Origin of the sequence: Streptomyces sp. NPDC008238 (assembly GCF_042956445.1) — a bacterium.
In the GTDB taxonomy this organism is placed as follows: domain Bacteria; phylum Actinomycetota; class Actinomycetes; order Streptomycetales; family Streptomycetaceae; genus Actinacidiphila.
Map to the genome: position 1 here is coordinate 117,394 of NZ_JBIBGK010000003.1, position 26,223 is coordinate 143,616.

Annotated in this window: 22 protein-coding genes and 2 tRNA genes; 13 read left to right on the forward strand and 11 right to left on the reverse strand. The window is 74.2% G+C overall.

Annotation, left to right across the window (positions count from 1 at the left end; all coding sequences use genetic code 11):
- Nucleotides 1-41 precede the first annotated feature (41 nt).
- From ACFZAU_RS09400 to ACFZAU_RS09410, 3 genes are all read left to right on the forward strand, one after another.
- Entirely contained in the window at nucleotides 42-1,028 is a 987-nt protein-coding gene (locus ACFZAU_RS09400) for an RNA polymerase sigma factor SigF (protein ID WP_500551680.1), read from the forward strand.
- A 169-nt stretch (nucleotides 1,029-1,197) separates the two neighbouring features.
- A complete protein-coding gene (locus tag ACFZAU_RS09405) occupies nucleotides 1,198-2,103 on the forward strand; it encodes an RNA polymerase sigma factor SigF (RefSeq protein ID WP_026250826.1) in 906 nt (301 codons plus the stop codon).
- A gap of 67 nt (nucleotides 2,104-2,170) precedes the next feature.
- On the forward strand, nucleotides 2,171-2,929 hold the full coding sequence (locus tag ACFZAU_RS09410) for a hypothetical protein (RefSeq protein ID WP_500551681.1): 759 nt from the start codon (nucleotides 2,171-2,173) through the stop codon (nucleotides 2,927-2,929).
- An 85-nt stretch (nucleotides 2,930-3,014) separates the two neighbouring features.
- On the opposite strand, the gene ACFZAU_RS09415 is transcribed toward ACFZAU_RS09410, so the two are convergent.
- Complete coding sequence (locus tag ACFZAU_RS09415; RefSeq protein WP_500551682.1) at nucleotides 3,015-3,689, reverse strand: esterase/lipase family protein; 675 nt, start codon at nucleotides 3,687-3,689, stop codon at nucleotides 3,015-3,017.
- Between the two features lie 146 nt (nucleotides 3,690-3,835).
- Here ACFZAU_RS09415 and ACFZAU_RS09420 point away from each other — a divergent pair, with 146 nt between their 5' ends.
- The gene (locus ACFZAU_RS09420; protein ID WP_500551683.1) at nucleotides 3,836-6,604 is read left to right on the forward strand and encodes a helix-turn-helix transcriptional regulator; all 2,769 of its coding nucleotides are present in this window, start codon (nucleotides 3,836-3,838) and stop codon (nucleotides 6,602-6,604) included.
- 95 nt (nucleotides 6,605-6,699) lie between these two features.
- On the opposite strand, the gene ACFZAU_RS09425 is transcribed toward ACFZAU_RS09420, so the two are convergent.
- Nucleotides 6,700-6,879 (reverse strand): hypothetical protein, encoded by a 180-nt coding sequence (locus ACFZAU_RS09425; RefSeq protein WP_499604821.1) that lies wholly within the window; start codon nucleotides 6,877-6,879, stop codon nucleotides 6,700-6,702.
- A gap of 106 nt (nucleotides 6,880-6,985) precedes the next feature.
- Between ACFZAU_RS09425 and ACFZAU_RS09430 the strand changes: the two genes are divergently transcribed.
- From ACFZAU_RS09430 to ACFZAU_RS09450, 5 genes are all read left to right on the forward strand, one after another.
- Complete coding sequence (locus tag ACFZAU_RS09430) at nucleotides 6,986-7,930, forward strand: aldo/keto reductase (RefSeq protein WP_500551684.1); 945 nt, start codon at nucleotides 6,986-6,988, stop codon at nucleotides 7,928-7,930.
- Nucleotides 7,931-8,076: 146 nt separating this feature from the next.
- A complete protein-coding gene (locus ACFZAU_RS09435) occupies nucleotides 8,077-8,532 on the forward strand; it encodes a MarR family winged helix-turn-helix transcriptional regulator (RefSeq protein ID WP_500460695.1) in 456 nt (151 codons plus the stop codon).
- Between the two features lie 77 nt (nucleotides 8,533-8,609).
- Nucleotides 8,610-11,015: an MFS transporter gene (locus ACFZAU_RS09440; protein WP_500551685.1), complete on the forward strand. Its 2,406-nt coding sequence runs from the start codon at nucleotides 8,610-8,612 to the stop codon at nucleotides 11,013-11,015.
- 144 nt (nucleotides 11,016-11,159) lie between these two features.
- Nucleotides 11,160-11,993 carry a YceI family protein gene (locus ACFZAU_RS09445; protein ID WP_500551686.1) on the forward strand — a complete coding sequence of 278 codons (834 nt, stop codon included), beginning with the start codon at nucleotides 11,160-11,162 and terminating at the stop codon, nucleotides 11,991-11,993.
- A 25-nt stretch (nucleotides 11,994-12,018) separates the two neighbouring features.
- Nucleotides 12,019-12,483 carry a PPOX class F420-dependent oxidoreductase gene (locus tag ACFZAU_RS09450; RefSeq protein WP_499604814.1) on the forward strand — a complete coding sequence of 155 codons (465 nt, stop codon included), beginning with the start codon at nucleotides 12,019-12,021 and terminating at the stop codon, nucleotides 12,481-12,483.
- Between the two features lie 759 nt (nucleotides 12,484-13,242).
- Here the strand turns inward: ACFZAU_RS09450 and ACFZAU_RS09455 are convergent.
- Nucleotides 13,243-13,983: a response regulator transcription factor gene (locus ACFZAU_RS09455; RefSeq protein ID WP_500551687.1), complete on the reverse strand. Its 741-nt coding sequence runs from the start codon at nucleotides 13,981-13,983 to the stop codon at nucleotides 13,243-13,245.
- Between the two features lie 205 nt (nucleotides 13,984-14,188).
- Between ACFZAU_RS09455 and ACFZAU_RS09460 the strand changes: the two genes are divergently transcribed.
- Together ACFZAU_RS09460 and ACFZAU_RS09465 are read left to right on the forward strand one after the other, a co-directional pair.
- Nucleotides 14,189-15,070 carry an LLM class F420-dependent oxidoreductase gene (locus ACFZAU_RS09460; RefSeq protein ID WP_500551688.1) on the forward strand — a complete coding sequence of 294 codons (882 nt, stop codon included), beginning with the start codon at nucleotides 14,189-14,191 and terminating at the stop codon, nucleotides 15,068-15,070.
- A 109-nt stretch (nucleotides 15,071-15,179) separates the two neighbouring features.
- Nucleotides 15,180-16,025 (forward strand): MEDS domain-containing protein, encoded by an 846-nt coding sequence (locus tag ACFZAU_RS09465; RefSeq protein WP_500551689.1) that lies wholly within the window; start codon nucleotides 15,180-15,182, stop codon nucleotides 16,023-16,025.
- Nucleotides 16,026-16,040: 15 nt separating this feature from the next.
- Here the strand turns inward: ACFZAU_RS09465 and ACFZAU_RS09470 are convergent, their stop codons facing one another.
- The 3 genes from ACFZAU_RS09470 to ACFZAU_RS09480 all read right to left on the reverse strand — a co-directional run bounded on the left by ACFZAU_RS09470 (nucleotide 16,041) and on the right by ACFZAU_RS09480 (nucleotide 16,743).
- Nucleotides 16,041-16,253 (reverse strand): EF-hand domain-containing protein, encoded by a 213-nt coding sequence (locus ACFZAU_RS09470; RefSeq protein WP_499604807.1) that lies wholly within the window; start codon nucleotides 16,251-16,253, stop codon nucleotides 16,041-16,043.
- A gap of 145 nt (nucleotides 16,254-16,398) precedes the next feature.
- Nucleotides 16,399-16,471: transfer RNA gene (locus ACFZAU_RS09475), tRNA-Arg, on the reverse strand.
- 181 nt (nucleotides 16,472-16,652) lie between these two features.
- A tRNA-Ser gene (locus ACFZAU_RS09480) sits at nucleotides 16,653-16,743 on the reverse strand.
- 186 nt (nucleotides 16,744-16,929) lie between these two features.
- Here ACFZAU_RS09480 and ACFZAU_RS09485 point away from each other — a divergent pair.
- Nucleotides 16,930-17,385, forward strand: coding sequence for an SSI family serine proteinase inhibitor (locus ACFZAU_RS09485; RefSeq protein WP_500551690.1), 456 nt, complete (start codon nucleotides 16,930-16,932; stop codon nucleotides 17,383-17,385).
- Nucleotides 17,386-17,605: 220 nt separating this feature from the next.
- On the forward strand, nucleotides 17,606-20,971 hold the full coding sequence (locus ACFZAU_RS09490) for a hybrid sensor histidine kinase/response regulator (RefSeq protein WP_500551691.1): 3,366 nt from the start codon (nucleotides 17,606-17,608) through the stop codon (nucleotides 20,969-20,971).
- Nucleotides 20,972-21,063: 92 nt separating this feature from the next.
- On the opposite strand, the gene ACFZAU_RS09495 is transcribed toward ACFZAU_RS09490, so the two are convergent.
- From ACFZAU_RS09495 to ACFZAU_RS09515, 5 genes are all read right to left on the reverse strand, one after another.
- Entirely contained in the window at nucleotides 21,064-22,713 is a 1,650-nt protein-coding gene (locus ACFZAU_RS09495) for a long-chain fatty acid--CoA ligase (RefSeq protein ID WP_500551692.1), read from the reverse strand.
- Nucleotides 22,714-22,791: 78 nt separating this feature from the next.
- Nucleotides 22,792-23,316: a SigE family RNA polymerase sigma factor gene (locus ACFZAU_RS09500; protein ID WP_499604777.1), complete on the reverse strand. Its 525-nt coding sequence runs from the start codon at nucleotides 23,314-23,316 to the stop codon at nucleotides 22,792-22,794.
- A 172-nt stretch (nucleotides 23,317-23,488) separates the two neighbouring features.
- The gene (locus ACFZAU_RS09505; protein ID WP_500551693.1) at nucleotides 23,489-24,502 is read right to left on the reverse strand and encodes a DUF1906 domain-containing protein; all 1,014 of its coding nucleotides are present in this window, start codon (nucleotides 24,500-24,502) and stop codon (nucleotides 23,489-23,491) included.
- Between the two features lie 129 nt (nucleotides 24,503-24,631).
- Nucleotides 24,632-25,822 (reverse strand): lipid-transfer protein, encoded by a 1,191-nt coding sequence (locus ACFZAU_RS09510; protein ID WP_500551694.1) that lies wholly within the window; start codon nucleotides 25,820-25,822, stop codon nucleotides 24,632-24,634.
- Nucleotides 25,819-26,205, reverse strand: coding sequence for a MaoC/PaaZ C-terminal domain-containing protein (locus tag ACFZAU_RS09515; RefSeq protein WP_499605035.1), 387 nt, complete (start codon nucleotides 26,203-26,205; stop codon nucleotides 25,819-25,821). The genes ACFZAU_RS09510 and ACFZAU_RS09515 overlap by 4 nt, the downstream gene beginning before the upstream one ends.
- Nucleotides 26,206-26,223: the final 18 nt, after the last annotated feature.

Below are 26,223 nucleotides of genomic sequence, written 5' to 3' on the forward strand. Positions count from 1 at the left end.
ATGACCGCTTTTGCCGGATGAGTGGACCGATGAGGAGTGGCATGTCCGTGTCGGCCCGACCCGCGTCACCATCGACCTCCGGAGACGGCAGCGGGACCGGCACGACCTCCGGAGACGGCAGCGGGACCGGCACGACCACCGGCGGCAGCAGCGGGACCGGCACGACCACCGGCGGCAGCAGCGGGACCGGCACGACGACCGGCGGCAGCAGCGGGACCGGCACGACGACCGGCGGCGGCACGCGCGAGAGGAGCACCAACAGCAACGCGGTGGAGGCGCGGGCGCTGACGCAGGTGCTGTTCGAGCAGTTGTCGGGGCTGGAACCGGGCACTCCGGAGCACGGCCGGGTCAGGGCCGCGCTCATCGAGGTGAACCTGCCGCTGGTGCGCTACGCGGCGGCCCGCTTCCGCAGCCGCAACGAGCCGATGGAGGACGTCGTCCAGGTCGGCACGATCGGGCTGATCAACGCCATCGACCGGTTCGACCCGGAACGCGGGGTGCAGTTCCCGACCTTCGCGATGCCGACGGTCGTGGGGGAGATCAAACGTTACTTCAGGGACAACGTGCGCACCGTCCACGTCCCGCGCCGGCTGCACGAGCTGTGGGTCCAGGTCAGCGGCGCCATCGAGGACCTGACGGTGGCCCACGGACGCACCCCCACCACCGCGGAGATCGCCGAGCGGCTGAAGCTCTCCGAGGACGAGGTGCTGGCCTGCCTGGAGGCCGGCCGGGCGTACCACGCCACGTCCCTGGAGGCGGCCCAGGAGGGCGGCGACGGGGCCCCCGGGCTGCTGGACCGGCTCGGCTACGAGGACCCGGCCCTGACCGGCGTGGAGCACCGGGACCTGGTGCGGCACCTCCTCGTACAGCTGCCCGAACGGGAACGGCGGATCCTGCTGCTGCGCTACTTCGGCAATCTGACGCAATCCCAGATCAGTGCCGAACTCGGGGTTTCGCAGATGCACGTGTCCCGGCTGCTGTCGCGTAGCTTCGCCCGGCTCCGATCCGCAAACCAGCTCGAATCGTAACCCTTGAGGACTACCCACCCCCTGAGAAATAAGTCGACATGGCGCTACAGCGCGTTGCCGACATGTGACATTCTGCGGGAACCGCGTTTGTCGCGGTCCGGCCTCCGGTATTCCAGTGGAGGAACGAACCGTCGCCCGCGACACCCGTCCGCGACCTCAAGGGGGTGGCATGTCCGTAGAAGTGGGCAGTCCGAAGGTGCTGAACACCGACGCGCCGCACGATGCTCCTGACGGCAAGGCCATCGACACCGCCGGCACCGCCGTCGCCGACACCACCGCCGTCGACAGCACGATCGAGGCCATCGACACCAGCGTCGACACCCGCACGCTGTCCCGCTCGCTGTTCCTGCGGCTCGCCGAGCTGCCGGACGACAGCCCGGAGCGGGCGTACGTGCGGGACACGCTCATCGAGCTGAACCTGCCGCTCGTGCGCTACGCGGCGGCCCGCTTCCGCAGCCGCAACGAGCCGATGGAGGACATCGTCCAGGTCGGCACGATCGGGCTGATCAAGGCGATCGACCGCTTCGACTGCAACCGCGGCGTGGAGTTCCCCACCTTCGCGATGCCCACGATCGTCGGCGAGGTGAAGCGCTTCTTCCGCGACACCTCGTGGTCGGTGCGGGTGCCGCGACGCCTGCAGGAACTGCGGCTGGCGCTGACCAAGACCAGCGACGAGCTCGCCCAGCGGCTGGACCGCTCGCCCACCGTCTCCGAACTCGCGGCGGCGCTCGGCGTCTCCGAGGAGGACGTGGTCGACGGCCTGGCGGTCGGCAACGCGTACACCGCCAGCTCGCTGGACTCCCCGCCCCCGGAGGACGACGGCGGCGAGGGCTCGCTGGCCGACCGGCTGGGCTACGAGGACACCGCGCTGGAGGGCGTGGAGTACCGCGAGTCGCTCAAGCCGCTGCTCGCCCAGCTGCCCGCGCGGGAGCGGCGGATCATCATGCTCCGCTTCTTCGCCAACATGACGCAGTCGCAGATCGGCGAGGAGGTCGGCATCTCCCAGATGCACGTCTCCCGGCTGCTGACCCGGACCCTGGCGCAGCTGCGCGAGGGCCTGACCGCCGAGCAGTAGGGGCGGGGCGGGGCGGCCGGCGGGACCGGCCGGTTACTCTCTGACGGTTCGTCAGTACACTGGCGTGATGGTGCACATACCACGGGGCCGCCGGGGCGCGCTCGCCGCAGCCTCGGCGGCCGTCGTCTGCCTGGGTGCCTTCGCCGCGCTGGGCCCGGACTGCGAGAGCAACGGCGCGGGGTACGTGGCGGCCGGTGCACCCGGCCCGCCCGGCGGCCCCGCGGTCAACGCCGCGCCCTCGGGTGACGTGGACCTCGTGCCGCTGGACGGCCGTACGGCCGCGCCCTCCGGTCCCGGCCGCACCTCGCCCGCCGCACCGGGTGCCCCGGGCGGGGGCGGCACCGGCTCCCCGCCCCCGGCGGACACCCCGGCGGGGCCCGGCGCCACGAGCGGCCCGCCACGGCAGGACGGCACCGCACCGCCCGCCACCGCGACCTCCTCCGGGGACCCCACGGGGCGCCCGGCTCCCGGCGGTTCCGCTCCCGCAGATCCGACGCCCGGGACGTCCGCGCCCGGCGCGCCGGCCCGCCTGGTGGTGAGCGCGGTCGAGCGCGCGGCGGCCGCCGACCGCTGGTGCGAGAAGGTCACCGTCACCCTCACCAACACCGGCGGCCGTGCCGCGACGGCGGGCACCGTCACCTTCGGCACGCACGTCATCGGCCTGCTGGGCGTCGACTGGGCCACGGTGCGCAGCAGCCGTGCCGCGCCGGTGCCGGTGCCCGGCGGCGGCAGCGTGAAGGAGGGCTGGGAGGTCTGCGTCGAGGCCTGGCGGGTGCCGCCGGGCATGCACGTCGAGACCTGGGACGTGTCCGTCGCGGACTCCTGACCCGGCCCGTCCCGCGCACGCGGAGGCGGGGACCGGCCCGTCCCCGGACCGGTCCCCGCCTCCCCGGGAAGGCGTGGCGGTGCGCTCAGCCGGCCAGGTAGGAGCGGATCTGGCCGAGGGTGCCGGTGTCGCTGAGGAACCCGATGTGGGTCGTGCACGCCACCAGGTGGTTGTTCGCGCCGCTCAGCGGGGTGCTGGTGTAGGGGATGATGATCCCGTCGCACGGCGAGTACCAGGTCGCGTAGACCGTGCTGCCCGGCGTCTCGTCACCGCTGCTGATAGTGCGGACGAAGGACGAGCCCGGGAGCATCTCGACGCAGGACGCGTAGATCACGCAGGCCGAGGCGTAGGTGGTGCCGTGGTTCGCGCCCGCGACCGAGGCGACCCGGCGGACGGACGAGGTGCCGCCGAGCTGCGTGAGGTACCACTGGGTGACCAGGCCGCCCATCGAGTGGTTGACGACGTCGACCTTGGTCGCGCCGGTGCGGGCCAGCACCTGGCGCACGTAGCTCGCCAGTCCCGCGGCGCTGGTCTTGTTCGACTGGGCCCAGTTGTACTCGTACGCGAAGAGCTCGCTGCGGCTGTAGCCGCCGGCCACGAAGACCGACTCCGCGTAGTCCCAGTTGCTCGCGCTGCCGGTGTAGCCGTGCACGAAGACCACCGGGGTGTGGGTGGCGGCGTTCGCGGTGCCCGGCGCCACGAAGGTGCCGAGGCCGACCGCGGCCGCCACGGTGAGCAGGATCGCCCATATTCGTCGCATCTGAACTCCTTGTCGTGGGGGTCGACAGGAGTCTGCGAGCGGTACGCGGGTGACGGACCGGTGGAATCACCAGTGTCGTTCCTGTCATGAACGGAACATGACGCACGGCCCTTCCCTCCCGATGGGCGCCAGCAGACACTGGCGTCATGGAGGCCGGACGGAGCGAACCCGCCGCGTGGCCGCCGGCGCTGCACGGCCGGGACCGCGAACGCGCCCTCCTGGACGCCCTGTCGGCCCGGGCCCGGCAGGGCGGGGGACGGGCGCTGCTGCTGCTCGGCGCACCGGGCACCGGACGCACCTCGCTGCTCGCGGCCGCGGCGCACGACGCGGCGGCGGCCGGCGCGACCGTGCTGCGCACCGACGGCGTACGGGCCGAGGCGCGGGTCCCGCTCGCGGGACTGCACCGCACCCTCCTGCCGCTCGCCCCGCGCGTACGGGCCCTGCCCGGACCGCACGGCGCGGCCCTGGCCGAGGTCCTCGCCGGACGGCGGCCCGCCGGGGGCGAACTCGCCCTGGGCGCCGCGCTGTCCGGCCTCGTCGCCGAACTCGCCCGCCCGGCCCCGCTGTTGTGGTGCGTGGACGACGCGCACCGGCTGGACCCCGCGACGCTGCGCGCGCTCGGCATGGCGGCGCGCCGCCTCGACGGCCTCCCGGCCGCCGTGCTGTTCGCCGCCGACGACGGCTGCCCCGCCACCTCCGTGCTGGAGGGCCTGGACGTGCTGCGCCTGGGGCCGCTGCCGCCGGACGCCGCGCGCCGCACGCTCGCCGAGCGCTTCCCCGGGATGCCGACGCACGGCGCGGACGCGGTCGCGGTGCTCGACCTGGCCGCGGGCAACCCGCTGGCCCTGCTCGAACTCGCCGCGGCGGCCCTGGAGGAGCGGCTGCCGGAACCGCCCGCGCTGCCCGAGGGGAGCAGGCTGCGCGAACGGCACCGGGAACGCTTCCGGGCGCTCACCCCCGGCGCCCGGGCCGTGGTGGCGCTGCTGCTCTGCGGCGGGCCGCTGGCCGTACCGGTGCTGGAGTCCGCGGCCCGCCGCGGCGGGCCGGGCGGCGGCGTCGAGGAGGCCCTTGCCTGCGGGCTGGTCGACGTGCGCGACGGGACGGCGACCGTGCCGGGGCGGCTGCTGCGCGCCTCGCTGGCCGGACTGCTCTCCCCCGCCGACCGGCTGGCCGCGCACGGGACGCTCGCCTCGGTGCTGGACCCCCCGGCCGCCCTGCTGTTCCGGGCGCTCCACCGGCTCGGCCGCTCGGCGGACCCGGCGCCGGGGACGGAACGGGAACTGGAGGACGCCGCCGGCGCCACCCGCCGCTCCGCCGGCCACGCCGCGGCCGCCGCCGCGTGGGAGCGGGGCGCCGAGGCGGCCGCCCACCCGCACACCCGGGTCCGCTGGCTGGTCGCGGCCGCCGCCGACGCACAGGCCGCCGGGGACACCCGGCGGGCGCGCGGCCTGCTGCGCCGGGCCGGGGCACAGGGCGGCCCGGCACCCGGCGGGGCGCCGGGCGCACTGGTCCGGGGCGAGATCGAACTGCGCGACGGGGTGCCCGCCGTGGCCTGCCGCGATCTGGCCGCCGCGGCGGCACGTTTCCCCGCCGGCCTGCGCGCACCGGCCGTACGGGCTCTGATACTGGCCGGCGAAGCGGGCTGCGTGGCGGGCGACTTCGCCGCCTTCTTCGCCCTCGCCGACCGCGCCGACGCGCTGCGCCGCAGCGACGACCCGCCGGAACAGCGCCTGGTCTTCGACCACTTCGCGGGCCTCGCGGCGACCTTCCGGGGCCGGCACGACCGCGCGCAGTGGGCGCTGCGCCGGGTGGTCCGGCTCGCCGAGACGCTGACGGACCCCGAGTCCGCGATCTGGGCCGCCCAGGCCGCGTACACCCTGGGGGACGCACCGAGGGCGCACGCCCTGGCGACCTCGGCCGTGCACCGGGCGCGGCGGCAGGGGGCGGGGGCGCTGGTACCGGCGGCGCTGGTCTACGAGGCGCTGTGCGCGCTGGCGCTCGACCGGTACCCCGCGGCCGGGGCCGCCGCCGAGGAGGGACTGCGGCTCGCGGCGGCGACCGGACAGCGCAACCTCGCCGTCGACCACCTCGCGGTGCTGGCGCTGCTCGCGGCGCTGCAGGGCGACAGCGCCACCGCCGGGCTGCGGATGGCGGCCGCCGAACGCGCCGTCGCCGTACGGGGACTGGGCCGTCCCGGGGCGTTCAACTGCTGGGTGTCCGCCTGCGCGGACCTCGCCGCGGACCGGCCCGCCGACGCGCTCTCCCGCTTCGCCCGGATGCGCGGCGGCGCGGGCCAGGTGAACCTGGCGGTCCGGGGGATGGCCGCGCCCCACTTCGTCGAGGCGGCGGTGCGCTGCGGTCAGCGGGCGAAGGCGGCGGGGGCGCTGCGCGCGTACGAGAAGTGGGCGGCGGCGAGCCGCAGCAGCGTACGGCTGGCGCTGGCGCACCGCTGCCACGGGCTGCTGGCGGAGGACGACGCGAGCGCCGTGGACCACTTCCGGGAGGCGGTGCGGCTGCACCAGGACGACGGCACCGTCCTGGAACTGGCCAAGACGGAACTGTTCTACGCCTCCCGGCTGCGGCGCACCCGCCGGCCCGGCGAGGCCCGCGGCCTGCTGCGGGAGGCGGTGGCGGTGTTCCGGCAGTTCGACGCCCGTCCCTGGGCGGAACGGGCCGCGGCCGAACTGCGCGCCGCCGGGGACCGGGTGGGCCCGGTGGACCGGGAGCCCGGTGGCCGCCGGGAGCTGACGGCGCAGCAGACGAGGATCTCCGAGCTGGTGGCGCAGGGCGCCACGAACCGCGAGATCGCCGACCTGCTGCTGCTCAGCACGCGGACGGTCGAGTACCACCTGCGGAACATCTTCAGCCGGCTCGGGGTGCGCTCACGCGTCGAACTGGCGTCGCTGTTCCGCTGAGCGGGACGGAGGCGCCGGACACGGGCGCGCGACGGCCGCCGGACGGCCGGCGACCGCCGGCGTCCTGTGCCGGTGGGGGTGGTGGGGCGCGCCGGTCAGGCGACCGCGAACCACACCACGGCGGCGATCACGACGACGGCCGCGATGACGCCGACGATCAGCCCGGTCTTGTTGCCGCCCGAGGCCTGGACCTGGGCGGGCTCCTCGTCGACGAAGGCGCGGAACATCTGGGTGTTGCCGGCCGGGTCGTAGTTGTTGTTGTCAGGGGTAGTCATGGGGCAGGACCCTAGCGAAGTCCCACGGCGAGGGTCACCCCCGGTCCGCCGTTGACGAGGGGAACAGCCGGGGAATACCGCTCGTCCCCGCCGCGTCCAAGACCACATGGCACTCATCGGCAACTCCGATCTGGACGTCTTCCCTCTCTGCCTCGGCGGCAACGTCTTCGGCTGGACCGCGGACGAGGCGACCTCGTTCGAGGTCCTGGACGCCTACGCGGAGGCGGGCGGAAACTTCGTCGACACCGCGGACGTCTACTCGGCGTGGGTCCCCGGCCACACCGGAGGGGAGTCCGAGACCGTGATCGGCTCCTGGCTCGCCAAGCGCGGCCGCCGCGACGACGTCGTCGTCGCGACCAAGGTCGGCTCCCACCCCGACTTCAAGGGCCTGAAGGCCGGCACGGTCAAGGCCGCCGCGGAGGAGTCGCTGCGCCGGCTGGGCACCGACCGGATCGACCTCTACTACACGCACTACGACGACCCTGAGACCCCGGTCGAGGAGATCGTCACCGCCCTGGACGCGCTGGTCCGCGAGGGCAAGGTCCGCCACGTCGCGGCCTCCAACATCAGTCCCGAGCGGCTGGCGGCCTCGCTGGAGTTCGCCGAGCGCGAGGGCCTGACGAAGTACGTGGCACTGCAGCAGCACTACAACCTGGTGGAGCGGGAGCAGTACGAGGGCGGCGCGGTCCCGCTGCGCGAGGTCGTCGAGGCGCACGGCCTCGCCTCCGTGCCCTACTTCGGTCTGGCGCGGGGCTTCCTCACCGGCAAGTACCGGCCCGGCGTCACGGTGGACAGCGCCCGGGCGGCAGGTGCGGGCGCCTATCTGGACTCCGAGCGCGGACCGCGGGTACTTGCGGCGCTGGACGAGGTCGCGGCGGCGCACGGCGCGGAGCCGGCGAGCGTCGCGCTGGCCTGGCTGCGCTCCCGGCCGACCGTCGTGGCGCCGATCGCCAGCGCCCGTACGCCGCAGCAGCTGACCGCGCTGCTCGCCTCCGTGCCCCTGGAGCTGACCCCGGCGGAGCTGCAGCGGCTCACGGACGCATCCGCCTGACCTGCGACTCCCGTCCCACGGCCCGTCTCCTTGACCGGAGGCGGGCCGTTCCTTTTGGAGGTTTTTACCCGAAAGAATTTGCCTGCAGCAACCAACGTTTCCTAAGGTTGCTTGAGGCAACCAACAAGAGTCGGAGGCGAGGCGCCATGGCGACGCAGGAGCAGTTCGCGGAACTCGCGAGCCAACTGCGCGCGATCCCGGTGGTCGCCCGCGAACTCAGCCGGGCCTGTCCCCCGGAGTGCCCGCCGTCGTCACTCGGCGTGCTCTCGGTGATCAGCCGCCACGGCGAGACGCGGATGAGCCGGCTGGCCGAGCTGCTGGAGGTCGACATGTCCGTCACCAGCAGACACGTGGCCCACCTCGCCGAGCGCGGCTGGATCGACCGGCTGCCCGACCCCCACGACAAGCGGTCACGGTTGCTGCGCCTGACCCCCGGCGGCGCGGACATGCTGCGCGCCGCCCAGGACCGGGTCGCCGAGGCGCTGGCCCACCACATGCGGGACTGGCCGGACGAGGACGTCAGCGAGTTCTCCCGGCTGCTGGACCGGCTGCGCAGGGACTTCGCGGCCGACTGCCGCCCCCGTACGCATTCCACGACGTGAAGAGGATGACGATGGCAACAACCGCATCACCGGCCGGTGTGCGGGGGACCGACGCCCACGCAGGACACGCGGCCCCCATGTCGCACCGGCAGATCATGGAGGCCCTGACCGGCCTGATACTCGGCTTGTTCGTGGCGATCCTGTCGTCCACGATCGTCTCCAACGCCCTGCCGAAGATCATCTCCGATCTGCACGGCGGGCAGAGCGCCTACACCTGGGTCGTCACCGCCGCACTGCTCTCCACCACCGCCACGACCCCGCTGTGGGGCAAGCTCTCGGACCTGTTCAGCAAGAAGCTGCTGGTCCAGCTGGCGCTGGTGATCTACGTGGTGGGCTCGCTGGTCGCGGGCCTGTCGCAGAACGCCGGGATGCTCATCGCCTGCCGCGTCGTCCAGGGCATCGGCGCCGGCGGCCTGACCGCGCTGACCCAGGTCATCATGGCCGCGATGATCTCCCCGCGCGAGCGCGGCCGCTACAGCGGCTACCTCGGCGCGGCCTTCGCCCTCGGCACCGTCGGCGGCCCGCTGCTCGGCGGCGTCATCGTCGACACCGACTGGCTCGGCTGGCGCTGGTGCTTCTACGTCGGCGTGCCCTTCGCGGTCCTCGCGCTGATCGTGCTGCAGAAGACCCTGCACCTGCCGGTCGTCAAGCGCCGGGTCAAGGTCGACTGGGCGGGTGCCTTCTTCGTCACCGCCGCCGTCAGCCTGCTGCTGGTCTGGGTCACCTTCGCCGGCGACAAGTACGACTGGATCTCCTGGCAGACCTACGCGATGGTCGCGGGCGCGCTGCTGCTGGTCCTGGTCTTCGTCCTGGTCGAGTCCCGGGCGAGCGAGCCGATCATGCCGCTGCGGCTGTTCCGCAACAAGACCATCAGCCTGACCTCGGTCGCCTCGCTCTTCGTCGGTACCGCGATGTTCGGCGCCACGGTCTTCCTCAGCCAGTACTTCCAGCTGGCCCGCGGCGAGTCGCCGACCATGTCCGGCGTCATGACCATCCCGCTGATCGCCGGTCTGTTCGTCTCCTCCACCGCCTCCGGGCTCATCATCACCCGCACCGGGCGCTGGAAGGCGTTCCTGGTCTCCGGCGGCGTGCTGCTCACCGGCGGCCTCGCCCTGCTGGGCTCGCTGCGCGCCGACACCACGTACTGGCACCTGGCGCTCTTCATGGCGCTGCTGGGCCTCGGCGTCGGCATGATGATGCAGAACCTGGTCCTCGCCGTGCAGAACCAGGTGGGCGCGGCCGACCTCGGTGCCGCCAGTTCCGTCGTCACCTTCTTCCGCACGCTCGGCGGCGCGATCGGCGTCTCCGCGCTGGGCGCGGTGCTCGGCAACCGCGTGACCCACTACGTCAAGGACGGCCTGACCGCGCTGGGCGTGAAGTCCACCGGCCAGTCCGACGGCGCCATCCCGGACCTGGCCACGCTGCCCGCACCGATCCGCCACGTCGTGGAGGGCGCGTACGGGCACGGCGCCGGGGACGTCTTCCTGGTCGCGGCACCGGTGGCGTTCCTCGCACTGCTGCTGGTGCTCTTCATCAAGGAGGTGCCGCTGAAGACCGCGAGCGGTCTGCAGCAGGCCGCCGGTGTCACCGGCGACGCCGAGCAGACCCCGGTCGTACCGGCCCAGGCCTCCGCCGTCCAGGCCGTCGCCGCGACGGCCGCCGAGGTGGCCGCCGTGACCGCGCCCGGGACACCCCCGCCGGCCGAGGGCACCACGATCCACGGCCAGGTGCGCAACTCCGACGGCACGGGCGTCGAGCGGGCGACCCTCACCCTGATCTCGCTCACCGGCCGGCAGCTCGGCCGCGCCTCGACCCGCGCGGACGGCGGCTACGAACTGACGGCGCCCGGCGCCGGCTCGTACGTGCTCATCGCCGCCGCCGACGGCCACCAGCCGCAGGCGTCGACCGTGGTGGCCGGCGAGGAGCCCCTCCCGTACGACGTGGTCCTGGCCGGCACCAGCGGGCTCACCGGCACGGTCGTCGCCGAGACGACCGGCATCCCCGTCGCGGGCGCCATGGTCGTGGTGACCGACGTCCGCGGCGAGGTGCTGGCCAGCGGCGGCACGGGAGCCGACGGCGCCTTCGACTTCGAGGACCTGCCCGCCGGCGACTTCACCCTGGCCGTCAACGCCGCCGGCTACCGGCCGGCCGCGCTGCCGGTCGAGGTGGCGGGCAACGGGCCCACCCACGTCGAGGTCCCGCTCCGCCCCGGAGCGCGCCTGCAGGGCTCCGTGCTCGGCGGCAGCGCGCGGACGCCGCTCCCGGAGGCCCGCGTCACGCTGATCGACGCGGCCGGGAACGTGGTGGCGACCGCCACCACCGGCACCGACGGGGCGTACGCCTTCGGCGACCTGGACGCCGGCGAGTACTCGCTGGTCGCGAGCGGCTACCCGCCGGTCGCCACCCAGGTCACCGTCGGCAACGGCGCCGCGGCCGGCCACGAGGACGGCTTCGACGTCCAGCTCAACCACCCCGAGGGGTGAACCACGGCCGGTCCGTGCGCCGCGGAGACGCACGGACCGGCGGACGGGGGAAAGCGGGTCCGGTCCTGACGGCCGGGCAGGGGACGGCCGTGGCCGTCAGGACCGGACCCGGCCGGGGGAACACACCGAAGGCGAGCGAGGGACATGGACACGACGGCAGGAGCCGGACTGCGCGGGCGGATCCGGACGAAGGACGGTTGGGCGGTACCGCACGCGGTCGTCACCGTCACCGACATGACCGGGCAGCAGATCGCGCGGGAGGCCGCGGACGCCGAGGGCGCCGTGCGCACCGCGGCGCTGGCCCCCGGGGCGTACACCGTGATCGTGACCGCCGTGGGCTACCGCCCGGCCGCCGCGACGGCACTGGTGACCGCCTCCGGCTCGGCCGACCTGGGGAACCTGCTGCTGGCCCGTGCGGGCGGCCTCGAACTGCCGCCGCCCGGGCCGTGGACGATCGACCCGGCGCACTCCGAGGTGGGCGCGGTCGCCCAGCACCTGGGCCTGTCCAGCGTGCACGGCCGCTTCACGGCGTTCGCCGGCCGGATCGACGTCGCGGAGCAGCCGCTCGCGTCGTCCGTCGAGGCGGTGATCGACGCCGCGTCGATCGACACGGGCAACGGCACCCGTGACGAGCACCTGCGCTCCGCCGACTTCCTCCACGTCGCCGAGCACCCGACCGTCACCTACCGCAGCACCTCGCTGGAGCCGGCCGCCGGCGACCGGTGGACCGTCCACGGCGAGCTGACGATGCGCGGGATCACCCGTCCCGTCGGCCTGGACCTCGCCTACCTGGGCACCGGACCGGACCCCTGGGGCGGCGTGCGCGCCGCCTTCCGCGCGACGGCCGAACTGCGCCGCGAGGACTTCGCGATGAACTGGAACCAGGTCGTCCGGGCCGGCATCGCCACGATGGGGACGACGCTGAGGATCACCCTCGACATGCAGGCGGTCCAGGGGACGGCCCTCCCCGCCGGGTGACCGCGGGCCGCATAGGCTGCCGTCCATGGCTGCCAACATCGCGACCAACACCGACGTCGAGCTCGACCAGTTGCTGGAGTTCGTACGACCGCGCCACCGCGCCCTGCTGCTGACCACCCGCGCCGACGGCCGCCCCCAGGGCTCCCCCGTCACCTGCGGGGTCGACGACGCGGGGCGCCTGGTCGTCTCCACCTACCCCGAGCGGGCCAAGGCCCGCAACGCCCGCCGGGACACGCGGGTCTCGGTGATCGTCCTGTCGGACGACTGGGACGGCCCCTGGGTGCAGGTCGACGGCACCGCCGAGGTCATCGACACCCCCGACTCGGTCGAGCCGCTCGTGGAGTACTACCGCAACATCGCGGGCGAGCACCCGAACTGGGACGAGTACCGCGCCGCCATGGTCCGGCAGGGCAAGTCCCTGGTGCGCGTGACCCCCGAGCGCTGGGGCCCGATCGCCACGGGCGGCTTCCCGGCACGGCTGGCGCCGTAACCGTAGGGGGGCGTGCGGGCGCCGTGGTGCCGGTGGGTCCTTCGCCTGTCGCACCGTCTCGCGCCCTGCGGGCGCACAGCGCTGGCTGCGGATGGGAGGGTGGGGGGCCCGCCCGCTCTGCAGTGTGCGGGTCGGTGCGTGGCTGGGGTTCAGGCGCCTGAGCGGGATGCCGTTCCGGTGGCGGAGGTCTCGTTGCCGTCCGCGGGTATGGATGGCCGGTTGCCACGCCTACTCCCGGTGCTGGGCGCGCCCGCCGTAACCCGCGACTGCGGGTGCTTCGAGGTTCTGTCGGGCGGTCGGCGGGGGATCGGGCTCGCTTTCGACGGTATGGACGTCGGAACAGAGCCCGATCTTCGGGCTGATGGGGATCGGGCTCTCTTTCAGCGGTATAGCCGTCGGAAGAGGGCCCGATCTGCGGATCGGCCGAGATCGGGCCCGCTTTCATCGGTATAGCCGTCGGAACAGAGCCCGATGTCGGATCGGGGAAGCACCCGCAGACGCCGGTCACGGCGGGCGCGCCACCCACGAACAGTGGGCGTGGTCACCGGCCATCTATACCCGCGGACGGCAACGAGACCCGAGCCGGACGAACAACCGACCCCGCTCCTGCGCCTGAACCCCAGCCGCCCACCGGGCCGCTCACTGCACTCAAGGCAGGCCCCCCACCCTCCCCTCCGCAGCCAGCCGCTGTGCGCCCGCAGGGCGCGAGACGCCGGGAAAGCCGACCGATCAGCCCACCAACCCACCCACCCACCGGGCCTACGCCGCCTCGCCCGGTTTGATCAGGTAGCCGGCGCCGCGGCGGGTGTGGATCATCGGTGTGCGGCCCGCGTCGATCTTCTTGCGCAGGTAGGAGATGTACAGCTCGACGACGTTGGCCTGGCCGCCGAAGTCGTAGGACCAGACGCGGTCGAGGATCTGCGCCTTGCTCAGCACCCGGCGCGGATTGCGCATCAGGTACCGCAGCAGTTCGAACTCGGTGGCCGTGAGGTGGATGCCCTGGCCGTCGCGGCTGACCTCGTGGCTGTCCTCGTTGAGCACCAGGTCGCCCACGACCAGCAGCGAGTCCTGGCGCACGGCGGCCGCCCCGGCCCTACGCAGCAGCCCGCGCAGCCGGGCCACGACCTCCTCCAGGCTGAACGGCTTGGTGACGTAGTCGTCGCCGCCCGCGGTGAGTCCCGCGATGCGGTCCTCGACGGCGTCCTTGGCGGTGAGGAACAGCACCGGCACGTCGGGCAGTTCGCGGCGCAGCCGGGCCAGCACCTCCAGCCCGTCCATGTCGGGGAGCATCACGTCGAGGACCACGGCGTCCGGGCGCTGCTCGCGCGCGGTGCGCAGCGCGTCGGAGCCGGTGCCCTCGGTGCGGACGACCCAGCCCTCGTAGCGCAGGGCCATGGAGAGCAGGTCGGCGAGGGCGTTCTCGTCGTCCACGACGAGTACCCGGACGGGTGAGCCGTCGGGGCGCGTGAAACCGACGGCGGGTGAAGGAGACGCGGTCATGGCCGCATCCTGTGAGCCGCCCCTGAGAAGACCCTTTCCGCTGTCTGTGATTTCCCTGAGAATCGCCGGCCGCGGCCCCACCGCGCGGGCGGCCCCGCGCCCGGACGCGCCGCCGGGCGGGGAATGCCCGGGCCGAGGACCCCGTTTTGGTACGAAGGACGGCATTCCATCGGCTTCACACGGACTTGGTGGCGGGAGAAGACCCATGAGCGACAGCCGGACGCCGGCGATCGGACGCTACGGCCTGTGGAACGGCGGCCTGCGCGACCCCCACCCGGCCCGCGCGGCCGAACTCGCCGAGACCGCGGCCGAACTGGAGGAACTGGGGTACGGGGCGCTGTGGCTCGGCGGCAGCAGCGGCGTCGAGCACGCGGCCCCCCTGATCGCGGCCACCTCCTCGATCACCGTGGCGACCGGCATCCTCAGCATCTGGCAGTACGGCGCCGAGGACACCGCCGCCCGCCAGGCCACGCTGGAGGCCGCCCACCCCGGGCGGTTCCTGCTGGGCCTGGGCGTCAGCCACGCCCGCCTCGCCGCACAGTACAGGCGCCCCTACGCGGCGATGACCCGCTACCTCGACGAACTGGACGCCGCCGGCGCACCGGCCGCGAACCGGGTGCTCGCCGCGCTGGGCCCGAGGATGCTGGAGCTCGCCCGCGACCGCTCGGCGGGCGCCCACCCGTACCTGGGCACCGTCGAGCACACCGCGCAGGCGCGCGCCACGCTGGGCGAAGGGCCGCTGCTGGCCCCGGAGTTCACCGTCGTCCTGGAGACCGACCCGGCCCGGGCCCGGGAGACCGCCCGGGAGATGCTGGCGTTCTACCTGACGCTCCCCAACTACACGGGCAACTGGCTGCGCCTGGGCTTCGGCGAGGAGGACCTCGCCGGCGGGGGCAGCGACCGCCTGGTCGACGCGCTCTTCGGCTGGGGCGACGAGGAACGGGTGCGGCGGCGGATCGACGCCCACCTCGACGCGGGCGCCGACCACGTCGCCGTCCAGGTGCTGGTCCCGGGCGGGGGCGGGTCCGGGCTGCCGCGCGAGCAGTGGCGCCGGCTGGCCGCCGTACTCCGGCCCGGCGATCACTGAAGGTCGGCTGGGGATCAGTCGGGGCAATCCGCCGAACAGGAACGGAACCCTCCGCTCAAAGGCGTTCAGCGCCCGGCCTCGCCGCGGGGCCGGGCGTATGTTCGGCCCCATGGACAGCGGCACCGTCCCCCGCACCGTCCCGGTCGACCGCATGGCGTCCGGCGACCACGCCTGCCTCGGCTTCCAGGACGAGGACGACCGCTGGGAGATCCGCGCCGCCTTCACCGCGATCGGCCTGGCCCGCGGCGAACGCGTCCTGCTCTCCACCGGCCCGGGGACGTCTCCGGCCGAAGCACTCGGCCGCCTCACCGCCCACGGGGTAGGCGCCGCCGAGGCGGTGTGCCACAGCGCGCTCGTCATCACCCCCGAGGTCCCCGGCTACGACGCCGCCGGGGCCTGGGCCGCGCTGACGAACACCGCACACCGGCAGGGCTTCTCCGGGCTCCGCGTCGCCGGCGACATGTCCTGGGCGCTGGGTCCCGGCCTCGACCGCGACCGCCTGCTCGGCCACGAGACCGCCATGACCGCGATCCTCGCGGGCCTCGGTCTCACCGCCATCTGCGAGTACGACCAGCGGCGCTTCGCCGCCCCGCTCCTCGACCGGCTCCGGGCCGCCCACCCGGTCTGCGTACGCCCGCGCCAGGACCCCCTGCGCGCGGAGCGCTCCGGGGGCACCCTCGCCCTGCGCGGCGACGCCGACCTCGCCACCCGCAACGACTTCGAACTGGCCGTCCGTCACGCCTTCGCGGCGCCCGGCGGACCGCCGTCCCGGGTCGACCTCACCCGGATCTCCTTCATCGACGCCCGCTGCGCGGTCGTCCTGATCCGCCACGTGGCGTCCCTCGGCCCCGCCGACCGCGTCACCATCCGCTGCCCGCGACTGCACGCGCGCACCCTGCGGCTGTGCGGCGCGACCGAGGTCCCCCAGCTCCTCCTCGAGGAGACCCGGGCCTGAGCCCCCGGCCCGGCGTCAGGCCTGCTGGGCCGCCCAGAACTCGTCCCACGAGATCTTGCCGTCGCCGTTGGCGTCGACGGCCCTGATCACGCTCTGCGCCACCGTCTCGGTCACGTTGAAGTCCCCGAGCTGCGCCATCACGCTCTTGTACTCGTTCGCCGTGATGAGCCCGTCCCCGTCGACATCGAATCGCGTGAACGCCTTCTTGGCCGCCTCGATGTCCGCCATCGCGACCACCCCTCCTTGTGTGAACCCGGTCCTGACTGCGCACACCCTAGCCGCCGCGGCACCCCTCATAACGGGCGGGCGGACCCATCTACGCCATCACAACGCCAGAGGCCCCCGGGTGATCCCGGGGGCCTCTGGTGTGCTGTGCACTCGGCAGGATTCGAACCTGCAACCTTCTGATCCGTAGTCAGATGCTCTATCCGTTGAGCTACGAGTGCTTGTGCTTCCCGGCGTTTTCTTGCCGGTCGGCGTTGCGGGAACAACATTACATGACCCGCGCCGTGAGGTGAAATCCATTAGCCACACCCGTTCTGACCTGCGGAAACAACTCAACGGCGGCCCAGCAGGGGTCCCGGGAACGGCAGAAGCCCCGGCCGGTTGGCCGGGGCTTCCGTGGAGCGGAGGCGGAGGGATTTGAACCCTCGATGGACGGTAAAGCCCAAACCGCATTAGCAGTGCGGCGCCATAGACCGGACTAGGCGACGCCTCCTGGTGCGCCCGCGCGAGCGGGTGTGTGCAGATGATGGCACAGCCCACCGGGCTGGGACCAATCGCTGACCAGATTACTAGGCCGCGTGCGGCCAGGGCAAAGGCGTTGCGGCGGGCGCCGGGGCGACGCGCCCACGATCGGGTGGATTGGCGGGCGCGGGCGGCGGCGGGGAGGTAGGGACGGAGCATGCGATTGGCTCGTGTGCCCATGACCGCCGCGCTCGCGCTCGGCCTGCCACTGACGGTGGCCGCACCGGCCCTGGCCTGCCCTCCGGGGCTGCCGGGTGGGCCGCCGGGTGGGCCGCCCGACGTGCTGCGGGTGACCGTGGACGACGGGGGCGGCCACGTGACGGAGTACGACCTGCGCTGCGGCCCCGCCGGCGGGACCCACCCCGAGGCGTCGGAGGCGTGCGCCCACCTGGAGCGGCTGGGCGGTCCCGTGGGGCCCTCGCCCGCGGGCACGATGTGCACGATGATCTACAGCGGCCCGCAGCGCGCGACCGTACGCGGCAGCTGGCGCGGCCGGCCCGTGGACGCCCGCTACGACCGCAGCAACGGCTGCGAGACGGCCCGCTGGCGGCGGATGGCCCCCGTGCTGCCCGCACCCCCGGCCCACGACGGGCCCGCCGGCCGGGGTGCGTGACCTGCGAGGGTGACCGACACCACATCCGCACGGCCCGGCCACGAACGCTACTCACGCGTACGGGACATGGGCATCCAGAGCCTCGCCGCCAACCTCTGCCCGTACACTCGCTCTAGTGACATGCCCCCCGGTCGGCGGCAAGATGGGCCACCACCGGTGGAAGCCCCCTTCGCGGGTGGTGGCGCGGCAGCAAGTGCGGTTTTCAGGGAGGACGCGTCTCGTGAGCAGCAGGCCATCCCGAGGCGCTGCTCGCCTCGCGGCAATACTCGACGCGCTGCCCGACGCCCTGCTGCTGGTGAACGCCAACGGGACCGTCGTCAACGCCAATTCCATCGCCCTGGAGACCTTCGAGTCGCCGGGCACCGCCCTCGTGGGCCGCGGGCTGCTCGACCTCCTGCCGTCGTTCGACGCGCGTCGCATCCCCGGTTCGATGCGCCGCCCCGACGACGACGAGGGCCGTACCAAACCGACCCGGATGGTCGCCCGGCGGACCGACGGCAGTGAAATTCCGGTGGAGGTCACGAGCGCGAACCTCGACGACGCCCGCACACCCTTCGCCGAGACCTACAGCTACACCGGCGACGAGCTGCTGATGCTGGTCGTCCGGGACCTGACCGGGACGCTGGACACCGAGGCCGAACTCGCCCGCCAGCAGCGCCAGACCGAGATGATCCTGCGCGCCGCCAGCGAGGGCGTGATCGGCGTCGACACCGACGGCAAGATCGTCCTGGTCAACCCTTCGGCCGCGCAGATCCTGGGCTTCCGGGCCACCGACCTCGGCGGTCAGGAGCTGCACCCGCTGGTGCACCACTCCCGTCCGGACGGCACCCCGCTGCCCGTCGAGGAGACGCCGCTGTCCGAGACGCTGCGCTCCGGGCTGAAGCACCGGGTCCGCGGCCAGGTGCTGTGGCGCAAGGACGGGCGTTCGGTGCCGGTCGACCTGATCACGGCGCCGGTGCGGGAGGGCGACCAGCTGGTCGGCGCGGTGATGACCTTCACCGACCGCACGCGCTTCGACGCGCTCGCGGCGCGCAACGCGCAACTGCAGTCGCTGCTCGGCGACGCCCTGCGCGGGCCGCTGGACGAACTGCGGGCCGAGCTCGCCGGGCTGGCCAACGACCCGGCCGGGCAGCTGTGGCCGGAGGCCAACCAGATCCTGCACCACCTCACCGCGGGCTACGCGCGGATCACCACGCTCATCGACAGCGTGCTCTCCTTCCAGCGGCTCGACCGGGGCGAGGAGAAGCTGCAGCGCGAGACGACCTCGATGGACAAGGTCGTGGCGTCCGGTGTCGAGGCGGCCGTCGAGCTGATCGGTCCCGGGCGGGCCCAGTACGCGGTGCACGCCCCGCCGATAGAGGCGACCGTGGACCCGGAGCGGATGTCGCAGGCGCTGTCCCACCTGATCGCGGACGTGGCGGGCGTCGACGCGGCCGGCAACGTGCCGGTCGTGGTCGGCGGCGTCGACTCCACGATCGTGGTGGCGGCGGCGCAGCGCGGCGACTCCGTCCGCATCGAGGTGCGCGGCCCGCACGCGGGCGACAACCCGGTGCACGTGCCGCTCGCGCGCGGCATCGTCGAGAAGCACGGCGGTGTGCTCCAGACGCACGAGGTGCCCGGGCAGGGCAGCGCCTACGTGATGGAGGTGCCGGTCGGCAAGGGCGGGGCGAAGACGGCGGTCAAGGAGGCCCGGCGGGAGTCGGAGACGACCGTGATGCCGGTGCCGGCCGAGCCGGTGCGCGGTACGGCCCCCGCGGCCCTGCCGCCGGCGCCGTCCCCGGCGCCCCTGGCCGTCCCGGTCCCGCAGCCGGCCCGGCCGGCCACGCCGGTGGCGACTCCGGCGCCGGCGCCCGGTGCCGCGCTCGCGCTGCCCGCCGCGCCCACCACCGACGCCCCGACCCCCACCGGACGGCGCCGTGCCCTGCGCCGCCCCGGGGAACCGCAGTCCCAGGCGCAACCCCAGGCACAGCCCGCGCTCCCGCCGGCTCCGGCCGATGCGGAGGAGCAGCCCACCGGCCGCCGGGCCCGCCGTGCCACCCCACAGGAGCCGCAGCCCGGGTTGCTGCCCGCGCTGCCGGAGGCACCCGCGCCGGAGCAGAGCGCACCGGGCAACGGCCGCCGCGCGCGCCGGGCCGCCGTCGCGGAGGCACCGGCCCAGCCGGAGCTGCCCGCGCTGCCGCCCGCCCCGTCGGCCCCCTCCGTCCCCGCCACGCCGGCGACAGAGTGGCCGGAGGCCCAGGGGTCGGCCCGCCGTCCGCGCGGCATCGTCGAGAACACCCCGCGCCCGTCGGCGATCGTCGACCCGCGGCGGCTCCCGCCGCCCACCCCCGCGGCACGGCCGGAACCCCTGGCCCTCGAGCCGCCGATGATCCCCGAGCAGACGCAGCGCAGCCCGGAACCGCAGCCCGTGGCGCAGCCTCAACCCGTCGCCCCGCCGCAGCCGCCGGCACAGCCGCAGCCCATGGTCCCGCCCCAGGCACTGGCCCCCGCCCCCGCGCCCGCGCAGCCGCAGGCACAACCCGAGGCGCAGGCCGCGCAGAACGGCGGCGGTACGCACGGCCGGGCCATCAGCGTGCGGACCCTCGGCCAGGGCGTCGCCTTCGCCCAGCAGATCAACGAGCAGATCGCGCAGCCGTCCAGCGGCTCAGGGCGGCGCCGCAAGCTGGCCACCCCCGCGGAGCCCGAGCCGGCGCAGACCGCGCCCCCCGCGACGCCCATCGCACCCGCCGCGCCCGCCGTCGTCAACGGCACGGAGACCCCCGGCCGGGCGTACGCCATAGGCGCCCCCACGGAGGACACCGAGGGCCCCGAGCCGCTCGACGGCCCCAACGGCGCCGTCGACGTCACGGAGGAGAACGCCCAGGAGCCCGGGGCCGTCCTGGACGAGCCGCGCAGACTGCTGGTCTGGCCCGAGCCGGACGTCGCCACCCGTCAGGCACTCACCGACCGCGGCTACCGCCCGGTCATCGTCCGCTCCCGCGAGGAGGTCGACGCGCAGGTCGCCGATCCGCCCGCCGCGCTCTTCGTGGACCCGCTCACCGGGCCCATCACCCGGACCGCCCTGCAGTCGCTCCGTCAGGCGGCGGCGCAGGCCGAGGTGCCGGTGCTCGTCACGGCCGGCCTCGGTCAGGCGACGCGGGAGGCCGCGTACGGGGCCGACCCCGCCGTGCTCCTCAAGGCCCTGGCGCCGCGGGACAGCGAGCAGCACCCGCCGCGGGTGCTGCTGATCGAGGCCCACGCGCCGATCGCCCAGGCCTTCGCCGCGACGCTGGAGCGGCGCGGGATGCACGTCGCGCACGCCCAGTCCGAGGCGGACGCGATGACGCTGGCCGCGCAGGTGCACCCGAACCTCGTGGTGATGGACCTGATGCTCATCCGCCGCAGGCGGCAGGGGATCGTCGACTGGCTGCGGTCGAACGGCCGGCTGGAGCGCACGCCGATGGTCGTCTACACCGCGGTCGACATCGACCCGGCGGAGCTGCCGCGGCTGGCGTCCGGCGAGACGGTGCTCTTCCTCGCGGAGCGCTCGACCAGCGCGGACGTCCAGGGCCGCATCGTCGACATGCTCGGCAAGATCGGCTCCTGAGGGCCCTCCGCACGACGTGCGCCGGGCCCCGGGGGCACGTCCCCCGGAGCCCGGCGCACGCGTGCCGTGCCGTGCCGTGCCGTGCCGTGCCGTCAGACGAGCTTGGTGACCTCCAGCTCCCCCTCCGCGTACTGGCGCCGGATCACCTTCTTGTCGAACTTGCCGACCGAGGTCTTCGGCACCGCCGGAATGACCGCCCAGCGCTCGGGCAGCTGCCAGCGCGCGATGCTCTCGCCGAGGAAGGTCCGCAGCTCCTCGTAGCCGACCGTGCTGCCGTCCTTGAGGACGACCGTGGCGAGCGGCCGTTCGCCCCAGCGGTCGTCGGGCACGGCCACGACCGCGGCCTCGGCGACGGCCGGGTGGGCCATGATGGCGTTCTCCAGCTCCACGGAGGAGATCCACTCGCCGCCGGACTTGATGACGTCCTTGGCGCGGTCGGTCAGCGTCAGGTAGCCGTCGCGGGTGATGGTGCCGACGTCCCCGGTGCGCAGCCAGCCGTCGGGGCTGAACTTGTCCTCGGGGCGCAGCGGTTCGGCGTCGGCTCCGCCGTAGTAGGCCGCGGCGATCCACGCGCCGCGGACCTCCAGTTCGCCCGCGGACTCACCGTCCCAGGGCAGCACCTCGCCGGCGGGGCCGACCAGGCGGGCCTCCACGGAGGCGGGGAAGCGGCCCTGGGTGATCCGGTACGGCCACTCCTCCTCCTCGGTGAGGCCGGCCGGCGGGTGGGCCATGGTGCCCAGCGGGGAGGTCTCGGTCATGCCCCACGCGTGCAGGAGGCGGACGCCGAGCTTGTCGTACGCCTCCATCAGGGAGGGCGGGCAGGCGGAGCCGCCGATGGTGACGTGGCGCATGCTGCCGATGTCCCGCGGATTGGCGGCGAGTTCGGCGAGCAGGCCCTGCCAGATGGTGGGGACGGCCGCGGCGTGCGTGGGGCGCTCGGCCTCGATCATCGCGGCGAGCGGGCCGGGCTGCAGGAAGCGGTCCGGCATCAGCATGTTGATGCCGGTCATGAAGGTGGCGTGCGGCAGGCCCCAGGCGTTGACGTGGAACTGGGGCACGACGACCAGGGTGGTGTCGGAGTCGGTCAGGCCCATCGACTCGGCCATGTTGACCTGCAGGGAGTGCAGGTAGATGGAACGGTGCGAGAACAGCACGCCCTTGGGGTCGCCGGTGGTGCCCGAGGTGTAGCACATGGCGGCCGCCGAACGCTCGTCCAACTCGGGCCAGTCGTAGCTCTCGGGGCGGCCCTCGATCAGGGACTCGTAGGCGTGCAGCGTGGGGCGGCAGCCCTCCAGCGGCGAGGTGTCGCCGGGGCCGACGACGACCACGTGCTCGACCGACTCCATGGCGGGCAGCAGCGGTGCGAGCAGCGGGATCAGGGTGCCGTTGACAAGGACCACGCGGTCGGCGGCGTGGTTGGCGATGAAGACCAACTGCTCGGCGGGGAGCCGGAGGTTGAGCGTGTGGAGGACGGCCCCCATGGAGGGGATCGCGAAGTACGCCTCGACGTGCTCCGCGTTGTTCCACATCAGCGTGGCGACGCGGTCGTCGCGCTCGACGCCGAGTCCGTCGCGCAGCGCGTGCGCGAGGCGGGCGGCGCGGGCCCCGATCTCGGCGAACGACCGGCGGTGCGGCTCGCCTTCGCCGGTCCAGGTCGTGACCTGCGACCGGCCGTGCACCGTCGAGCCGTGGGTCAGGATCCGGGACACCAGCAGGGGAACGTCCTGCATTGTGCTCAGCACCGGTCGCCTCCTCGTTGAAGCGGCTACGCGTGGGTAGGTGGGTGCTGAGATTCTGCTGGCATACCGAGCGGTATGTCACTACCCCAGGCGCAATTCGGGGTCCTCGCGGAGTTTGCCGAGGGCGCGCGACACCGCGCTCTTGACCGTGCCCACGGACACCCCGAGCACCTCGGCGGTCTGCACCTCGCTCATGTCCTCGTAGTACCTGAGGACGACCATCGCCCGCTGGCGGGCGGGGAGCCGGGAAATCGCGCGCAGCAGCGCGTCGCGCTGGGCCTGCTGCTCGGCCGCGTCGGGGCCGGTCACGGCGTGGCCGTGCGGCTCGGGGATCTCTTCGGTGGCGTACTCCTCGACGCGGCGCCTGCGCCACTGCGAGGTACGGGTGTTGACCAGCGTGCGGCGCACGTAGCCGTCCAGCGCCCGGTGGTCGTCTATCCGGTCCCACGCCAGGTAGGTCTTGGTGAGGGCGGTCTGCAGCAGGTCCTCGGCGTCGCAGGGGTTGGCGGTGAGCGAGCGCGCGGTCCGCAGCAGCGCCGGGCCCTTGGCCCGGACGTAGCGGGTGAACTGGGCCTGCGCGGCGCTTGTGCACACGGGCGTGGTCATGGCTCCACGCTAGGAGCCGGTCCGGCCGCCGGGGATCCGCCGCAGGTGCCGAAGCGGGGTCACCCTGAAGTCGTAGGGCGGGGGCCCGCCCCACCTCCGGAGGGCTGAGGCCGGACCCGCCGCCCCTACGGGTCACCCCGCAGGGGCCGCGTCCCGGCGGTCGCCCGCCGCGTCATCCGACGACGGCCACCGGCCCGTCCAGCCGGTTGCGGTCGATCGCCAGCCGCCGTCCGCCGTGCTTCTCGCGCACGCTGCCCGAGTACTGGTGGATGCGGCCGTGCGGATGCCAGGCGTCCCTTTCGAGGACCGGTTCGCTGCCCACCGCGGGCTTCCCCTGCCAGCGGGCGAACCAGACGGCGCGCGGCAGGTCGTCGTAGCCCTCACGGCGGGCCCGTTCGATGTGCCGGATGCCGGACTCCGAACTGCTGTAGAGGCCCGGCAGGTAGCCGGCGTCGTCGACCTCGCGGTCCCAGCCCCGGATGAAGTCGAGCGTCTGGTCGGCGCAGCGGGACCGTTTGACGTTGTACGCCTCCATGTCGAGGTAGAGCGCGCTGCCGGGCTCGAAGCCGAGGGCGGCGGCCCTGCGCACGGCGTCCCAGCCCTCGCTCGCGCCCTGGCCCCAGGGGTCGTCGGTGCTCATCCGGTGGCCGCGCAGGTGCCTGCCGCGTACGCAGGGCGACTGCGAGCCCACGTAGATCGGCAGGATGCGCCAGCCCATCCGGTGCACCGAGCGCACCCAGTTGCGGTTCAGGTGGCGCTGCGTGGTGCAGGCGCGGGCGCGGCCGCCGTAGTAGACGCCGATGGCGCGGTACTTGGAGCGCAGCCAGGCGCGCATCGTGGACAGCGGCGGTGTGCGGCAGGTGTCGAAGCCGTAGCCGCGGTAGACCCGCGCCGGGGCGCTCTCGGGGGCGCCCCCGCCGCCGAGGCCGTAGGGGAGGTCCAGGCCGTCGAGGAGGCCGGTGTCGGCGAAGCCGAACGGGCCGTCGTCACCGCCGTCACCGGGTGTTCGGGCCGGTCCTCCGGCGGGGGCCGTGTCCGGCGCGGAAGCCGCCGCCTGGGCCCGCTCGGCGACCGACGCGGCGGGACGCGGCGCGACGGCCTCGGCCGCGGTGGGCCCGGCCAGGAGGCAGGCAAGCACCATCGCCACGACCGCCCCGTGTCGGATGATCGGCTTGTGTTCGCGCATGCGTCGAGTGAACGCAGGCGCCTTCCCGCTGACGGCGGAGCCACGCCCCCTTGTCAGCCGTACGCAGCAACACCCGGCCCCGTATGGGCCGCCGGGCGGCGAGCGGCAGGCGGCGAGCGGCGGGAACACTCAGTCCGCCGCGCCCAGCAGCAGTCCCGAGGTGGGGACTCCCGTACCGGCCGTGACGAGGACGTGGGCCGCGCCCGGGACCTGGTTGACGCTGGTGCCGCGCAACTGCCGTACCCCCTCGGCGATGCCGTTCATGCCGTGCAGGTACGCCTCGCCGAGCTGGCCGCCGTGGGTGTTGACGGGCAGCCTCCCGCCCCGTTCCAGGCCGCCGTCGGCGGCGAAGGCGGCCGCCTCTCCGCGTGCGCAGAACCCGTACTCCTCCAGCTGCATCAGGACGAAGGGGGTGAAATGGTCGTAGAGGACGGCGGTGTCGACGTCCGCCGGCCCGAGGCCGGAGGTGCGCCACAGCTGGCGGGCCACGACGGCCGACTCGGGCAGCCCGCACAGGTCCCGGTCCGGCCGGTAGTAGCCGGTCATCTGCTCCTGGCCGCGCCCCGCGCCCTGCGCCGCGGCCCTGACCACCGCCGGCGGATGCCGCAGGTCGCGGGCGCGTTCGGCGGAGGTGACGACCAGCGCCTGGCCGCCGTCGGTCTCCTGGCAGCAGTCGAGCAGCCGCAGCGGCTCGACGATCCACCGCGAGGCGGCGTGGTCGGCCAGGGTGATGGGCCGGCCGTGGAACCAGGCGGCCGGGTTGGTCGCGGCGTGCCGGCGCCCGGCGACGGCGACATGGCCGAAAACCTCCGGTTCGAGCCCGTACGTGTGGAGATAGCGCTCTGCCGACATGGCGACCCATGATGCGGGGGTGAGCAGCCCGGACGGAAGGTTGACGCCGAGCGCCGCACCCTCCGCCGAGGGTTCGCGCCGCCGGACGCCGGAGCCGAAGCGGCGGCCCGAGCGCTCGTTGAACGCCCGGTAGCAGACGACGACGTCCGCGACGCCGGTCGCGACGGCCATCGCGGCCTGCTGCACGGTGGCGCAGGCGGCACCGCCCCCGTAGTGGATCCGGGAGAAGAAGCCGAGTTCGCCGATGCCTGCGGCCTGGGCGACGGTGATCTCCGGGCTGGTGTCCATCGTGAAGGTGACCATGCCGTCGACGTCGGACGGCGTCAGCCCGGCGTCCTCGACCGCCGCCCGCACGGCCTCCACGGCCAGTTGCAGTTCGCTGCGGCCGGAGTCCTTGGAGAACTCCGTGGCGCCGATCCCCACGATCGCGGCCCGGCCGCCCAGTCCGTCGCGCCGCCGTACGCTCATCCGCCGCCCACCTCCACCACCGCGGTGCCCGTGACGTGGTTCCCCCGCCCGACCGCGCCGACGACCTCCACGGTCGCCGCCGTGCCGCGCACCGTCGTGACGCTGCCGGTGAACACCAGCTCGTCGCCGGGGTGGGCCGGCGTGCCCAGGCGCACGCGCAGCGAGCGGAGCACCGCCGAGGGGCCGAAGTGCCCGGCGAGGTAACGGCCGACGAGCCCGCCCGTGGTCAGGATGTTCAGGAAGACGTCCGGCGAGCCCTTGGCCCGGGCCGCGTCGGGGTCGTGGTGGACGTCCTGGAAGTCGCGGGTGGCGATCGCCCCGGCGACGACCAGCGTCCGTGTGACGGGGATCCGCAGCTCCGGCAGGACGTCGCCGGCCCGCACCTGCGTCGGTCCGGTCAC

Bases quoted from the DNA above. Each gene is read 5' to 3' on its own strand.
- ACFZAU_RS09400 (WP_500551680.1), top strand. From the start codon at position 42: ATGTCCGTGTCGGCCCGACCCGCGTCACCATCGACCTCCGGAGACGGC.
- ACFZAU_RS09405 (WP_026250826.1), top strand. From the start codon at position 1,198: ATGTCCGTAGAAGTGGGCAGTCCGAAGGTGCTGAACACCGACGCGCCG.
- ACFZAU_RS09410 (WP_500551681.1), top strand. From the start codon at position 2,171: ATGGTGCACATACCACGGGGCCGCCGGGGCGCGCTCGCCGCAGCCTCG.
- ACFZAU_RS09415 (WP_500551682.1), bottom strand. From the start codon at position 3,689: ATGCGACGAATATGGGCGATCCTGCTCACCGTGGCGGCCGCGGTCGGC.
- ACFZAU_RS09420 (WP_500551683.1), top strand. From the start codon at position 3,836: ATGGAGGCCGGACGGAGCGAACCCGCCGCGTGGCCGCCGGCGCTGCAC.
- ACFZAU_RS09425 (WP_499604821.1), bottom strand. From the start codon at position 6,879: ATGACTACCCCTGACAACAACAACTACGACCCGGCCGGCAACACCCAG.
- ACFZAU_RS09430 (WP_500551684.1), top strand. From the start codon at position 6,986: ATGGCACTCATCGGCAACTCCGATCTGGACGTCTTCCCTCTCTGCCTC.
- ACFZAU_RS09435 (WP_500460695.1), top strand. From the start codon at position 8,077: ATGGCGACGCAGGAGCAGTTCGCGGAACTCGCGAGCCAACTGCGCGCG.
- ACFZAU_RS09440 (WP_500551685.1), top strand. From the start codon at position 8,610: ATGTCGCACCGGCAGATCATGGAGGCCCTGACCGGCCTGATACTCGGC.
- ACFZAU_RS09445 (WP_500551686.1), top strand. From the start codon at position 11,160: ATGGACACGACGGCAGGAGCCGGACTGCGCGGGCGGATCCGGACGAAG.
- ACFZAU_RS09450 (WP_499604814.1), top strand. From the start codon at position 12,019: ATGGCTGCCAACATCGCGACCAACACCGACGTCGAGCTCGACCAGTTG.
- ACFZAU_RS09455 (WP_500551687.1), bottom strand. From the start codon at position 13,983: ATGACCGCGTCTCCTTCACCCGCCGTCGGTTTCACGCGCCCCGACGGC.
- ACFZAU_RS09460 (WP_500551688.1), top strand. From the start codon at position 14,189: ATGAGCGACAGCCGGACGCCGGCGATCGGACGCTACGGCCTGTGGAAC.
- ACFZAU_RS09465 (WP_500551689.1), top strand. From the start codon at position 15,180: ATGGACAGCGGCACCGTCCCCCGCACCGTCCCGGTCGACCGCATGGCG.
- ACFZAU_RS09470 (WP_499604807.1), bottom strand. From the start codon at position 16,253: ATGGCGGACATCGAGGCGGCCAAGAAGGCGTTCACGCGATTCGATGTC.
- ACFZAU_RS09485 (WP_500551690.1), top strand. From the start codon at position 16,930: ATGCGATTGGCTCGTGTGCCCATGACCGCCGCGCTCGCGCTCGGCCTG.
- ACFZAU_RS09500 (WP_499604777.1), bottom strand. From the start codon at position 23,316: ATGACCACGCCCGTGTGCACAAGCGCCGCGCAGGCCCAGTTCACCCGC.
- ACFZAU_RS09505 (WP_500551693.1), bottom strand. From the start codon at position 24,502: ATGCGCGAACACAAGCCGATCATCCGACACGGGGCGGTCGTGGCGATG.
- ACFZAU_RS09510 (WP_500551694.1), bottom strand. From the start codon at position 25,822: ATGAGCGTACGGCGGCGCGACGGACTGGGCGGCCGGGCCGCGATCGTG.